The 13,364-nt window shown below is 68.3% G+C and carries 13 protein-coding genes; 6 read left to right on the top strand and 7 right to left on the bottom strand.

The genetic code is table 11. From position 1 onward, the window contains the following. Positions 1–10 precede the first annotated feature (10 nt). Entirely contained in the window at positions 11–958 is a 948-nt protein-coding gene (locus ABEA39_RS18370) for a heavy metal-binding domain-containing protein (RefSeq protein WP_345377425.1), read from the bottom strand. Between the two features lie 88 nt (positions 959–1,046). Continuing rightward, complete coding sequence (locus tag ABEA39_RS18365) at positions 1,047–1,862, bottom strand: dienelactone hydrolase family protein (RefSeq protein WP_345377424.1); 816 nt, start codon at positions 1,860–1,862, stop codon at positions 1,047–1,049. 54 nt (positions 1,863–1,916) lie between these two features. Between ABEA39_RS18365 and ABEA39_RS18360 the strand changes: the two genes are divergently transcribed. The 3 genes from ABEA39_RS18360 to ABEA39_RS18350 all read left to right on the top strand — a co-directional run bounded on the left by ABEA39_RS18360 (position 1,917) and on the right by ABEA39_RS18350 (position 3,855). Beyond that, the gene (locus ABEA39_RS18360; protein ID WP_345377423.1) at positions 1,917–2,543 is read left to right on the top strand and encodes a dTDP-4-dehydrorhamnose 3,5-epimerase family protein; all 627 of its coding nucleotides are present in this window, start codon (positions 1,917–1,919) and stop codon (positions 2,541–2,543) included. 7 nt (positions 2,544–2,550) lie between these two features. Beyond that, a complete protein-coding gene (rfbA, locus tag ABEA39_RS18355; protein WP_345377422.1) occupies positions 2,551–3,411 on the top strand; it encodes a glucose-1-phosphate thymidylyltransferase RfbA in 861 nt (286 codons plus the stop codon). A 93-nt stretch (positions 3,412–3,504) separates the two neighbouring features. Next, the gene (locus ABEA39_RS18350; RefSeq protein WP_345377421.1) at positions 3,505–3,855 is read left to right on the top strand and encodes a hypothetical protein; all 351 of its coding nucleotides are present in this window, start codon (positions 3,505–3,507) and stop codon (positions 3,853–3,855) included. A gap of 28 nt (positions 3,856–3,883) precedes the next feature. On the opposite strand, the gene ABEA39_RS18345 is transcribed toward ABEA39_RS18350, so the two are convergent. The 5 genes from ABEA39_RS18345 to ABEA39_RS18325 form a co-directional block, all read right to left on the bottom strand. Further along, the gene (locus tag ABEA39_RS18345) at positions 3,884–5,518 is read right to left on the bottom strand and encodes a hypothetical protein (protein ID WP_345377420.1); all 1,635 of its coding nucleotides are present in this window, start codon (positions 5,516–5,518) and stop codon (positions 3,884–3,886) included. A gap of 68 nt (positions 5,519–5,586) precedes the next feature. Next, complete coding sequence (locus tag ABEA39_RS18340) at positions 5,587–6,489, bottom strand: glycosyltransferase family 2 protein (RefSeq protein ID WP_345377419.1); 903 nt, start codon at positions 6,487–6,489, stop codon at positions 5,587–5,589. Continuing rightward, on the bottom strand, positions 6,486–7,631 hold the full coding sequence (locus ABEA39_RS18335) for a glycosyltransferase family 4 protein (protein ID WP_345377418.1): 1,146 nt from the start codon (positions 7,629–7,631) through the stop codon (positions 6,486–6,488). The genes ABEA39_RS18340 and ABEA39_RS18335 overlap by 4 nt, the downstream gene beginning before the upstream one ends. A 210-nt stretch (positions 7,632–7,841) precedes the next feature. Beyond that, a complete protein-coding gene (locus tag ABEA39_RS18330; protein WP_345377417.1) occupies positions 7,842–8,789 on the bottom strand; it encodes a GDP-mannose 4,6-dehydratase in 948 nt (315 codons plus the stop codon). 14 nt (positions 8,790–8,803) lie between these two features. Continuing rightward, positions 8,804–9,793, bottom strand: coding sequence for a GDP-mannose 4,6-dehydratase (locus tag ABEA39_RS18325; protein WP_345377416.1), 990 nt, complete (start codon positions 9,791–9,793; stop codon positions 8,804–8,806). Positions 9,794–9,945: 152 nt separating this feature from the next. On the opposite strand from ABEA39_RS18325, the gene ABEA39_RS18320 reads away from it, so the two are divergent. The 3 genes from ABEA39_RS18320 to ABEA39_RS18310 are packed head-to-tail and all read left to right on the top strand — an operon-like array spanning position 9,946 to position 13,254. Further along, on the top strand, positions 9,946–10,221 hold the full coding sequence (locus tag ABEA39_RS18320) for a hypothetical protein (RefSeq protein WP_345377415.1): 276 nt from the start codon (positions 9,946–9,948) through the stop codon (positions 10,219–10,221). A gap of 1 nt (position 10,222) precedes the next feature. Beyond that, positions 10,223–11,749 carry a glycosyltransferase gene (locus ABEA39_RS18315; protein ID WP_345377414.1) on the top strand — a complete coding sequence of 509 codons (1,527 nt, stop codon included), beginning with the start codon at positions 10,223–10,225 and terminating at the stop codon, positions 11,747–11,749. Then, positions 11,749–13,254, top strand: a complete 1,506-nt coding sequence (locus tag ABEA39_RS18310; protein ID WP_345377413.1) for a glycosyltransferase family 4 protein — start codon at positions 11,749–11,751, stop codon at positions 13,252–13,254. The genes ABEA39_RS18315 and ABEA39_RS18310 overlap by 1 nt, the downstream gene beginning before the upstream one ends. Positions 13,255–13,364: the final 110 nt, after the last annotated feature.

Here is a 13,364-nt window from a genome sequence, read left to right as displayed (position 1 = left end):
GGGGTTCCTTTCACCGTCGGCGCGACGGCGGGTCGGTCAGAGGCATCACGGTCATCACGGCCGCGGTGCCGGGGCGTTTGTGGGTGCGGAAGTCGGCCATCGGGCCGGGGCCCAGGACGGTGCCGACGAAGATCGCCTCGGCGTGGAGGTCCTTCTCCTCGCCGCACGGGGTCTCGAATTCGCCGACGAAGGAGTGGGAGATGACGAGGTCGCTGCCGCCGACCCGGGAGGCTCGCGCGGCGAGTTGAGCCCGAGCGTCCTTCCGTGCGGCCTGCAGCAGGAGCGTGAGCCCGTCGACTTCGGTGTTGGACCAGCTGTTGCGCTGCATCTTGAGCTGGTAGTCCTCGTGCTTCGTCGCGACCGAGATGCCGAGGACGAGCCCACGGGGAACGAGGCCGGACAGGATGGCGGCCGCGCAGTCCTCGGCGCTGAGGCCGGCGTACCAGACCTCGCCGCTGCGGCTCGGGCGGGGCATGAGAGCCGTGTCGACGCTGCGGACGGCCGTCCCGATCGCCGTGAACTCCCAGGTGGAGTTCTCCATGCGCTTGCGGGTGACCTGCACGCCGACGACGCCCTCGGCGCCCAGGGCGCGGGCTTCCGTCAGCATCCGGTCGACGGCGCCGTACCAGGCCTTCTCGAACGCCTTCACGTAGGGGCCGAAGCCGCCGTACTTGCCGGACGAGCCGCCGGACGTCGTGACCGGCGTCGTGTAGCCGCCCCCGAGCATCCCGAACCCGCCCGTCCCGAAGCCGCGGCTGCCGTAGGCCCCGCACCCGCCCATGGTCCAGCCGAGCTGCATGACCAGGCAGCCGAAGACCTCGCCGACAGGAGCGAGACCGGAGCTGCGAAGAGCCGCCGCCGCCGGAGCGGAGAGAAGCGAGCCGGACGTGCTGCTGGCACGCTGGCGAGCGATGCGTTCGTGTGCCGCAGGGGGCAGTCCGTCGATCCAGTCGCTCACGTGCCCATCCAAGCACTGCCGTCGGGCGACGCGCCGAGCGCCGCGCGGACTCCAAGGTTCGACCTCACGAGGCGGCGGGATGCACGGCTCACGCCGCCGGGACCAACCGCCCCCGGAGGAACTCGACGACACGGCGCCGCGCCTCGAGCGCCGGGTGGCCCGGCTCGTCGCGCACCTCGTGCGTCAGAACGGAATGGGCACCCTTCGAGAAGCCGCCCGCGTTGCCCAGTGAGGAGTCGAGCTCGATGACCTCGAACGCGTCGCCCAGCCTCTTCGAGATCGTCGCGAATCGAGCCCGGGGAGCGGAGAAGTCGTTGCTGAAGCGGAGCCCCAGAGCGCAGACCTCACCCGCGTCGGCCCGCTCGGCGATCCGGTCGAACTCCTCGGCGGAGACGGGCGCCGGTGCCAGTTGTCGCGCTCGACCCAGCGGCATCGGCACAGCGGGCTGGCTGAGCACCGAGGCGACGACGGAGTCGTCCAGTGCAGCCGCCAGAGCGAAGCCGCCGGTGAAGCACATGCCGATGACGCCGACGCCGGGCCCCGGGGTCCGGGAGGCGAGGTCCGCGGCCACGGCCCGCAGATAATCGGTGATGGGGCGGTGCGCGTTGACGGCGAACGCCCGGAACTCGGCCGAGACGCACAAGCGCGAGACGGTCCGGACCACGTAGCCGGTCGTCGGGGCGCGACCGGGCTCGCCGAACGGCGACGGCACGACCACGGTGAAGCCTTCGTCGACCAGGTGATCGGCCAACCCCAGCACCTCGGGGGTGATGCCGGGCACCTCGGGGATGAGGACCACTCCCGGGCCCGAGCCCTTCTCGTAACAGTCGTAGGTGAGGCCGCCGCCGGTGAAGGGCGCCCGCGCCCAGCCGGTGAGGTCCGATTCGGGTGCCGAGGACGTCATAGCCGAAGCCTGGCACACCCGAAGGCGAAATGTGTCCCTACGTATACTGGGCGGATGCAGATTCGCGAGCTGAACATCCAGGGGGCGTGGGAGTTCACGCCGACGCAGCACGGCGACGAGCGAGGGGTCTTCTTCGAGCAGTACCGCTTCGAGGCACTCGAAGAGACGGCCGGGCACGCTCTCGACCTGCGGCAGACCAACACGTCGGTGTCGGCGAAGGGCGTCGTGCGGGGCATCCACTACGCGCTGCTCCCGCCGAGCCAGGCCAAATACGTCTCGGCACCCAAGGGGGCCTTCATCGACTTCGTCGTCGACATCCGGGTCGGCTCGCCGACGTTCGGCCAGTGGGACAGCGTCGTGATCGACGACGTCGACCGCCGGGCCGTCTACCTGTCGGAGGGCCTCGGGCACGCGATCGTGGCGCTGACCGACGGGGCCACCGTGAACTACCTCGTCTCCTCCGTGTTCGACCCCCAGCGCGAGAAGGGGCTGAGCGTGAGCGACCCCGAGATCGGTCTGGTCTTCCCGCCTGACCTGGGCACGCCGCTGCTGTCGCCGAAAGACGTGGCGGCCCCGACCCTGGCCGAGGCCGCAGCCGCCGGGCTGCTGCCGTCGTACGACGCGTGCGTGGCCTACGCCGAGTCGCTGCGGACCGTCTCGACTCCCATCGAAGGGCGGTGAGCGGGCGGTGCGCGGCATCATCCTCGCGGGCGGCTCCGGCACCCGTCTCTACCCCATCACCAAGGGCATCTCGAAGCAGCTGATGCCGATCTACGACAAGCCGATGGTCTACTACCCCCTGTCGACGCTGATGTCGGCGGGCATCCGCGAGATCCTCATCATCACCACCCCGGAGGATGCCTCCTCGTTCGAGCGCCTCCTCGGCGACGGCTCCGAGCTGGGCCTCGAGATCTCCTACGCCGTGCAGGCGTCGCCCGACGGGCTCGCGCAGGCCTTCCTCATCGGCGAGGAGTTCATCGGCGACGAGAAGGTCGCCCTCGTGCTCGGCGACAACATCTTCCACGGCACCGGGCTCGGCACGAATCTGCGTGCCAACACCGATCCCGATGGCGGCGTGATCTTCGCCTACCACGTGAGCAATCCCCGGTCGTATGGCGTCGTCGAGTTCGACGCGGACTTCGTCGCCCTCTCGATCGAGGAGAAGCCCGAGCATCCCAAGAGCAATTACGTGGTTCCGGGCCTCTACTTCTACGACAACGACGTCGTGGCGATCGCGAAGTCCATCGAGCCGAGCCCGCGGGGCGAGCTCGAGATCACCACGATCAACGAGCGCTACCTCGCCGAGGGGCGCCTGCAGGTGCAGGTGCTCGAGCGGGGCACGGCGTGGCTCGACACCGGCACGCACGAGTCGATGATGCAGGCGTCCGAATACGTCCGTGTGATCGAACAGCGTCAGGGTTTCAAGATCGGCTGCGTGGAAGAGATTGCCTGGCGGCACGGGTGGATCGACGACGCCGCGCTCCGCGCCCTGGCGGCCCCGCTCGTGAAGAGCGGCTACGGCGAGTACCTGCGCGGGCTGCTGGGCTGAGGGCCGCGCTCGCGGGGGTCGGAAATCCTCGCGGGGTCCCTCGCGGAGGGGTACGGCGGTCTTCGCTCAGGGGCGGAGGTGTACTCACGAATCATGGAACGCATCTTCTACGCGAACGCGTCGGTCCTCACCGGAACGTCGATCGCGCGTGCCCTCATCTCCTACGCGGAGGCGTTGGCACGGCGAAGCTCTTCCGCGGCCATCGACATCCCGATCCGCAATGCCGACGGCACGGTCGGGCGGGCCAATTTCCTGCTGGGCCCGGCCAGCCAGATCGTGGCGGAATCGGCCGACAGCGAGTTCGACGAGATCGAGGACGAGGAGCTCGTCGCACGGTTCCAGCGCCAGACCGACCTCATCGGACCGGCCCGCGCGGAGGCCTTCCCGCGAGGTGCGGTCGATCTGGAGAGCGCGCCGGACTTCGAGCCGCCCGCTCAGGACTGACCCGGGTCGACCGACTTGGCCGGGCATGTCAGAAGGTGATCAATCCCAATTCGTTGGGCCGGAGTTGCTTGCTGAGGTCGTCGAAGATGGTCACGCGGCCGATGTGGACCTCGTCATACGTGACGCCGTGAGAGTCGAGGGCTGCTTTGATGGCGGCCACGCGATCAGGTGTCGTTTGATTCGACGTCATGTAGACGAAAGTGGGTGATGCTTCGACGAGTGCGTTGTCCTCCCCGCCCTTGCTCTTTCCGTCCACCAACGGGGCGAACGCGATCTTCTCGTCGTCGTCGTAGTACTGAGCCGGGAGAGCCGTCCAGTAGTCGGCGTACACGCGCAGATCTCCGTGCGACTCGAGATACGCCTCGGCCTTCTCCATGTTCGCCGCGCTGGCGAAACTCGCCTCCGCACTGGCGTTGGCCGAATGGGTTCTGCGCGCAGTGCCCGAGACAGTCGATCCGACCAGGAGCACGGCGAGGATGCTCACAAGGACGGCGCTGACCCGTCTGGAGCCGCCGCGGCCGGGTAGTCGCAACGAGGCCGAGCGGTGAACCAGCATGCCGAAGGCGACGGCGGTCACGGGGAAGAGCACGTTCAAATACCTCGGGCTGTCGATGAACCACGTGTACGAGGAGGCGAGATAGATGAGCACCGCGACCGGGATGATCGCCAGGATGAGATCGCCGGGTCGCCGAGGAGCCAGACGGAGAGTCAGAATTCCGAGAAGCCCTCGAGCGCGCACGACCCATGCTGCGAGGAGGACTGCCACCAGCAGCAGGATCACGATGCTCTGGAGTCGCGGCGGGCCGGCCAGCCCCAGGTATTGCCGCGCGACATAGCTGAAGAGCAGGTGAGCGCGCTCCAGGAAAGAGGTGGGGGTCTGTGGACTCGTGGACGTCGGCAGTCTGCCGTTGGTGACGACCCAGACGAGGACCGGCCCGGCTCCGACCACGATTCCGAGGATCCCGAGTACCAGACCACGCCACGATCGCAGAAGGGTCGGTAGGAGCCAGACGGCGGCCATCACGAGCACCTCTAGGGCGGGGAGCCCGAGCCAGACGGTGAGGCCGAGGACGACGCCGAACGCTCCGAGCCAGAGAGCGACCGCCCACCGGCCTGGTTCTTTTCGCTCGCCGTTCCACGTCCAACCCGTCACCCGGAGGGCGATGACGACACCGACCAGAGCGACGAGCTGGCGGCTGTCGTAGGCTCCGTAGCTCTCCGTTCCGATCAGAACGTTGAAGTAAGGCCCTGCGGCGAAGTAGGCGGCAGCCGCGACTGCAGGCCAGCGGTTCGGCATCACGAAACGAGTCAGGACGTACACGAGAGCGATGGTGGCGGCCCCGAACGCGACCTGGACGAGGCGGAGGGTGAAGGGGGTCTCCGGCAGCCGGAAGATCGCGTACATGGCGGCCTGGATGTACTGCTCGAGAGATCCGTTGTACTCCTGGCCCGTGAAGTAGACGTACTGGTTCTCGCCTCGAAGGATGTGCCGGACCATGACGCCGGTCACGGCTTCGTCTCCGTTGAAGGCGCTGCCCGGAGCGATCGCCTGCAGGCGGAGGAGGACTCCCACCACGAAGGCGATGGCGAGCGTGGCGAGAGGAGCCCACCGCGTGAGGAGCGTGCCCGTGGCGGCGTCGTGGCGGCGTAGGGCTCGGGTCATCGCTGTCGTTCCTCTGATCGTGGACACGTGCTTCACGACGGATGGCACGAAGAAGTCAACCGAGGCTATCAGTGGCGCGCCGACGAGCTCGGAAGCGCTCGGTGGGATTTCCGGACGATCGATCGCGCGCGAACGGCCAGACCCAGGCGGACCGCCACCCGTATCGGAGCCCAGACCATGCCCGGGTGCGTCTTGGCGATGTAGGTGTACGCGCTGCGGTGGTGTGCGGCGATCATGGCGTCCGCGACGTGGTCGGTGCTCGCGCCGCCGATGTGGACGACGACCGCAGCCGGGACGAAGAGGTTGAGCCAACCTGCGTTCGTCATCCGCCGTCCGAGGTCCACATCCTCGAAGTACATGAAGAAGTCGCTGTCGAATCCGCCGATCGACTCGAACGCCTCGCGGCGCAGGAGGAGGAAGGCTCCTGAAAGCCAGCCCACCGTCGTCGGCTCGGACGACGACGAGACGTCACGCTGCTGATAGCGCCGGGTCCACGGATTGGTCGGCCAGACGCCGGAGAACACCGCGTGGCCGACGCCCGTGCGGATGGAGGGGAGCGCCCTGGCCGAGGGGTAGACGGTGCCATCCGGCTCGAGGATGCGTGGGCCGAGGATCCCCGCACGTGGATGGTCGGCTGCTGCAGCGAGCAGGGCCTCCACCGCACCCGGCGTGACCTGCGTGTCGGGGTTGCAGACCAGCACCCAGCTGACCTCGGGGCCGAATTGGCCGACGCCGAGGTTGGCTGCGCGGCCGTAACCGACGTTGCCCGGGGAGCGGACGAGTCGGACGTGCTTCTGGGCGGCGGCCACGCGCTCGGGCGCACCATCGACCGAACCGTTGTCCACCACGACGATCTCGCGAGGCGGGAAGGACTCCGTCTCGAGCGAGCGGACGAAGTCGTCGAGGGTCCGACCGGGGGAGTAGGTGATGGTGACGACTCCCACGCCCCCGAGCGGGGTGCCGCCGCTCACGAGCGACCCTTCCCGGACTCGGCCGCCGCCCGATAGGCGACCATGTGTTCGGCGGCCGATCGCTGCCAGGTGAAGGAGCCGGCGCGCTCGGGCCCGGCCGCGGCTCGGTCGTGGCGCCCTCTCCGGTCGAGAAGGATCCTGCGAAGGTCGTGGGCGAGTGCCGTTCGGGTCGGCTCGCCGTAGTAGGCGACGTCGCCCCCGACTTCGGGAAGCGCCAGACGGGCCGTAGTGAGCACGGCCGACCCGCAGGCCATGGCTTCGAGGACGGGAAGACCGAATCCCTCGCCCTCGCTCGGATAGGCGACGAGATCGGCGCCCGACAGGAACCCGGGCAGGGTTTCATCCTCGAGGAAGCCGACCCACTGGACGGAGGGTGGGAGCGAGTCGCTGCGAAGGAGTGCGACCGCTTCTTCGTCCCAACCCGCACCCCCGGCCACGAGTAGGCGCCAGCCGGCCAGCCGTTCCTCGTCGATCGCGTCGAGGAACCCCCGGATGAGAGGGACGAGGTTCTTGCGGGGCTCGATGGTCCCGACGAAGGCGACGTAGGGACCTCGGCCGGTGAAGGCCGCAGCGGCGTTCGCGATTGCGGCCGTCGACGCTGGACGGAAGCGGTCCGTGTCGATGCCGTGGTAAGCGACCACTGCTCCTTCGAGGCGGTTACGCGTGGCCCGGCGCACCTCGTCGAGCGTGGCTGCGCTTGGCGCGACGCAGACGGCGGCATGGCGCACCGACCACCGGGTCCAGAAGCGGAAGAAGACTCGCTTGAGGCGCGAGTGGAGGTGGGGATGCGAGAAGAAGGTGGCGTCGTGCAGTGTCACGACGACGGGCCCTCGCGCGAACACGGGCATCGTGTAGTGAGGGGCATGGACGACGTCCACCCCGTGTCGCCGGGCGAGGCCGGAGAGGCCGAATTGCTCCCAGAGCAGGCGACCGCGCACCGATCGGGCCCGTCGGGGAACGATCGCGAGCGTCGCACGAGGCGCCCGCTGCGCCCACATGTCGGCGTCGCGTTCCTGCGCCGCGATGATCACCTCGACGTCGTCGCGCGCCGCCAGCGCGGGGATGAGATCGAGGAGGTAGCGACCTACTCCACCGGCGTGAGCCGGAATCGAGGTGGCGTCGACGAGAACCTTGAGGCTCATGGACACCGACTTTCCGGATTCGCGCTGGGGTGGGACAAGGCATCAGGGTACAGGCCGCTCGGCGCCGGATCCGTGAGGACGGCCGCCCTCGTGTCGAGCGAGAACGTACTCCCAGCCGCTTCGCCGGAGGCCACCGCCAGCTGCTCCCGATCGGGAATCGGTTCGACCTCCACGACCAGTGCGGCGGTGCGGAGACGTCTCAGCATGAGGTCAAGACGTCGAGAGGTCGTGCTTCACCATGGCCTCCACCACGCCGGAGAACGCCAGAGTGGGATTCCAGCCGAGGGCGTGGCGGATCCGCGTGGAGTCCCCCCGCATCTCGACGGCGTCGGTCGGTCGGACGAAGGCGGGGTCGATACGCACGAGGTCCTGCCAATCGGTCACACCGGCTGCAGAGAAGGCCGCTGCGACGAATTCCTCGATGGTGTGTGATTCTCCGGTCGCCACGACGTAGTCGTCCGCTGTCGGGGAGAGTCCGACCAGTGCCAGGGCTTCGGCGTAGTCGGGGGCCCACCCCCAGTCACGCTTCGCATCGAGATTGCCGAGCACGAGCTCGCTCTGCGTGCCTCGGACGATTCGGGCCACGCCGGCCGTGATCTTCCGGGTGACGAACGCCTCGGGGCGTCGCGGCGACTCGTGGTTGTACAACACGACACTGGACGCACGCAGCCCGGCCGCGCGGTAAGCCCCTACGAGGACGTGGGCGTAGGCCTTCGACGCCCCGTACGGGTTGACGGGCCGAATCGGTGTCGACTCCGTCTGCGGCGAGACGTCGGCCGAACCGAAGATCTCGGCGCTGGCCGCCTGGACGAAGCCACGGCCTCCCGGAATCGAGGGAAGACCGTCGACCGCCTGGAGCAGATTGGCGACCGCGGCCCCATTGAGGAGCGACGTCTCCAAGGGACGGTTCCAGGAAGCCGCGACGGAACTCAAGGCAGCCAGATTCCAGAGGGTGTCCGGCGACACCTCCGCGACCACCTCGGCCGTCGTCGAGAAGTCGGCGAGATCGGCCTGATGGAGCCGTACCGCAGCAGGCACCAAGGGGTCCCGTGAATCCTCGCGCTGGATGCCGTGCACGTCCCAGCCGCGGGCCAGGAGATTCTCGGCAAGGTAGCTGCCCGTCTGGCCGGAGACTCCGGTGAGGAGGGCTACAGGCATGATGACGGCGGGGCCTAGCGGCCCTGCTTGGCCTTCTCGTTCTCGAGATCGGCGTCCACCATCTTTTTGACGAGACCGTCGAAGGACAGCGTCGGTGTCCAGGCCAGGACGTCCTTCGCCTTGGCGGCGTCGCCGATGAGCAGGTCGACCTCGGCAGGTCGGAAGAACTGGGGGTCCTGGAAGACGTGCTTCTCCCAATCGGAGATGCCGACGTGGTTGAAGGCGATGTCGAGGTACTCGCGGACGGGATGGGTCTCGCCGGTGGAGATGACGTAGTCGTCGGCGGTGTCCTGCTGCAGCATGCGCCACATGGCTTCGACGTAGTCGCCGGCGAAGCCCCAGTCGCGCTTGGCGTCGATGTTGCCGAGGCTGAGCTTGTCCTGGAGGCCGAGGGCGATCCGGGCCACGGCGATCGAGATCTTGCGGGTCACGAACTCCGGGCCGCGGAGAGGCGACTCGTGGTTGAAGAGGACACCGGAGGAGGCGTGCATGCCGTACGACTCGCGGTAGTTGATGGTCATGTAGTGACCGAACACCTTGGCGACGCCATAGGGCGAACGGGGCCAGAGGAGAGTGGTCTCCTTCTGGGGCACCTCCTGGACGCGGCCGAACATCTCGGAGGACGACGCTTGGTAGAAGCGGACCTTCGACACGTCGTCGCCGGCGTAGAGGCGGATCGCCTCGAGGATGTTGAGGACGCCGAGCCCGGTCACCTGGCTGGTCAGCTGGGCGTTCTCCCACGAGTAGGCGACGAAGGAGATCGCGCCGAGGTTGTAGACCTCGTCGGGCTGGGCGGCGTTGAGAGCGCGCAACAGGCTGGACTGGTCGAGCAGGTCGCCGGTGAGGATCTTCACTTCGGGGGCCCAGGCCTCGATGATCTCGCGTTTGGGGTTGTTCTGGCCGCGAACGAGCCCGAACACCTCATACCCCTTCGAGAGGAGAAGACGGCTGAGGTACATTCCGTCTTGACCAGTGACTCCGGTGATGAGGGCGCGCTTCGTCAATTCAATTCCTTAGGATTTCTCGGCGTTTTCCGACACGTCACTATAGCGTCGAGCCTCCGCGAGGCCTGGACCTCGGCAGGATAAGCTGTCGTGTCGTGCTCGAGGCCGGAACGGTTCTCCCGCATCGACGAAGCCACCCCGGAGGAGTCCCTGTGTCCGTTCTCTCGCACGACGACGCGAAACCGGCCCCGCAAGCGCCAGGTGCCGAGGCCGATCTGGCCGAACTCCGGGAGGCCGTGCTCGACGACTGGTTCCGGGTCACCTCGAGCGTGACCGGCGCGGTCCAGGAGATTCAGGCGACGTTGTCCTGGCGGGTCACGAAGCCGCTGCGATGGGCTCGGATCCTGCAGCACCGGGCGAACGAGATCGGCGTGGTCCCCGCCGCCCAGCTGGCGGCCGTCGCCGTCGCCAAGCGGCTCGGACGCTGACGTGCGGCCCGAGACGACCGCGCTCCACGCCGCCCTCCGCTCGCGCGTCGAGGTCGTGGCCCGAACCCTGTCGATCGCCCTGCCTCCGGCTCCGACGGCCGCCGAGGCGCTCGAAGTCGTCGCACGTCGAGTGGCAGCGTCCGCCGACCCGAATGAGATCTGGCTGTTACACGTCGCTATCACAGGCGTCTTCCCCGAGCCGGACGACTTCGGCCGTCTCCGACGCGCCCTCGTCCTGTCGACTCCGGCCACCGCTTACCTCAGCGCCCTCGAGGGCGCGATCGAGGCGGCCTCGCAGGTCTTCGCGTCCCTTCGGTCGATCGAAGTCGTCCGTGACGAGGTGTTGGTCGACGTCGACTACTGCGCCCGATGGGAGCACAACACGGGCATCCAGCGAGTGGTCCGCCACACGGTCCCGGAGTGGCAGGGGCGAGAGGATCGCCCCCACCGGCTGGTCGCCTGGACCGAGGATCAGACCGGGTACACCTCCCTCACCGAACGTCAGCTCGATCGTGTCCTCCACTGGAGCGACCGGAGGTTCCCGAAAGAGCTGGACCCCCGGGCGACCAACCGCGACCTCGAGCAGGCCGCCCTTCTGGTGCCGTGGAAGAGCACCATCCTCGTGACCGAGGTCCCCGCCGACGGCGTCTGCCCCGAGCTCTCGGCGCTGGCGCAATTCTCTCCGAACCGCGTCTCGATCATCGGGTACGACGCCATCCCCCTGGTCAGCGCCGACACCCTTCCCGACGACGAGTCGGAACGCTTCGCCCACTTCCTGAGCTTCGCCAAGCACGTCGATGTGATCGCCGGGATCAGCGGGTCCGCCGCCGATGAGTTCCGTGCTTTCGCGAGCATGCTCCCCAGTCAGGGCGTCGAGCCTCCCGAGATCGTGACGGTCTCGCTCGCCACCGAGGTCTCGTCGTCGGCTCGAGCTGCTGTCGAGAGCGTCGTCGTCGATCCGAAAGAGCCGCCGCTGATCATCTGTGTCGGCAGCCACGAGCCTCGGAAGAACCAGGAGGCGGTCCTGTTCGCCGCCCAGGTCCTGTTCCGCGAGGGTCTCGACTTCCGCATCGTCTTCGTGGGCAGCGGCAGCCGGCAGAACACCTTCCGCTTCGACGCCAAGGTGTCGCGCCTGCAAAAAGAGGGGATGCGCGTGGAGTCGCACCGGAGACTCGGCGACGACGATCTCTGGTCGCTCTTCGCTCGGGCTCGCTTCTCCGTCTTCGTCTCCTTGCACGAGGGGTTCGGCCTGCCCGTGGCGGAGTCCCTGGCATTCGGCACCCCGGTGCTGACGAGCGACTTCGGAAGTCTGGACGAAGTCGCCTCCGTCGGGGGGTGCGTCCAGGTCGACCCCCGGGACGACGAGTCGATCGTCGACGCGATGCGTCGGCTCCTGGTCGACGACGAACTCGTCTCGGGTCTTCACGGCGAGATCACTGAGCAGACGCCGAAGAGCTGGGGCGAGTACGCGGACGAACTCTGGCAGTCCGCCGTCGCGCCCCTGGTGCGAACGGAGGCGGTCGTCTGATGCCGAACCCCTTCGCCCCCGTCCTCTCCGTCCTCCCACCCCTCGGCCGAGAGGGGGCCGACGACGCCCTCCGTGCGGCCGCGACGGCAGTCCTCGGCAACGCGTTCGGCTGGCGACGGACTTCCGGTCGTGCTCTAGTGCGCGAGGTGTCCTCGGCTCTCGGAGCCCCGGATCCCACCGTCTCCTACGTCTTTCTCGCGTGTCTCCAGCAGCGCATCCCGCGGAGCTCGGAGATCGTCGAATTCACTCGGTCGTGGAGACTCGACGGGGTCGAGGAGCCTCTCCTGGCCGCCTGGGGTTCGTCCCGACCGAAGCCCGGTGTGCGGGTCGTCGTGGCGTCGGGAGTCGTCGTCGACGTCACGGAGACCGGTCGGAGCGCTTTCACCACCGGGATCCAGCGTGTCACGCGGGAGTCCGTGACCCGATGGGTCCGTGATCACGACGACGTCGACCTCGTCTCATGGGATCACGCCGGCGCCCGACTGGCCGGTCTCACCGAACTCGAAGCCTCGCGAGTCGTGCTCGACGCGGACACTCGTCGGCGCGTTCGCCGGCTTCCCTCGACGGTCGTGGTCCCGTATCGAGCGACCTTTGTCCTACCGGAGATCACGACCCAGGGTCGCCGTTCCGAGAACATCCGCACGATCGCCCGCTACTCCCGGAGTCGTGCCGTCGCGATCGGCCACGATTGCATCCCCGTGACCACGTCGGAGACGGCCGGACCGGGAATGGCCGGAGCGTTCTCCAAATACCTCGCGGCGCTGGCCGGGTTCGACGTCGTCGCCTCTGTCTCGAACGCGTCGGCTACGGAGTTCCGCGGGTGGGCGCAGATGCTCGGCGGCGCCGGACTCTCTGGGCCGCGCGTGGTGCCGGTCCCGCTTCCGCGCCAGAGCGCGGCGATCGACGACGCGACCGTCGCCCGCGTGACGAGCGAGCTCGGGCTCGACGACGGGGTCCCGACAGTTCTGGCCGTCGGCAGCCACGAACCACGGAAGAACCACCTGACGCTGCTCGCCGCGGCCGAGCTGCGGTGGCGCGCGGGTGATGAGTTCCATCTCGTGCTCGTGGGAGGGAACGCCTGGGGTGACGCTGACTTCACCCGCATGGTCGAGGCGCTCCTGGCCGCAGGCAGGCCCATCTCCCTTTTGTCCGCGGTCGGCGACGACACCGTATGGAGCCTGTACCGGATCGCCCGCCTGAGTGTCTTCTGCAGCCTCAACGAGGGGTTCGGCCTCCCTGTCGTCGAGTCGCTCGCGAGTGGAACGCCCGTGCTGACGAGCGACTTCGGGAGCATGCGCGAGCTGGGCGAAGGCCATGGGGCAGTACTGGTCGATCCCTACGACGTCCACGCCATCGCCCGAGAACTCGGGTCGCTGCTCGAAGACGACGCTCGCATCGAGACCCTGCGTCGAGAGACGGGCCGACTCGAGCGGTCGACCTGGGACGACTACGCGAAGCGCGTGTGGGAACTCGTCGAGGCGCCCTCCCGCGTCTCGGAAGGCTGAGCTCGGGCCGCGGGCTTCGCTCCCGTTCTGCTCTGGCATAATAAACCGCGCCCGATTCCGGACCTCGCCGTGCCCACCTTCGGGCCGGCCGTCATGTACGAGGTCTCCCG

This window comes from Frondihabitans cladoniiphilus, assembly GCF_039544345.1.
In the GTDB taxonomy this organism is placed as follows: Bacteria; Actinomycetota; Actinomycetes; order Actinomycetales; family Microbacteriaceae; genus Frondihabitans; species Frondihabitans cladoniiphilus.
This window is presented reverse-complemented; position numbering and strand designations above follow the sequence as displayed.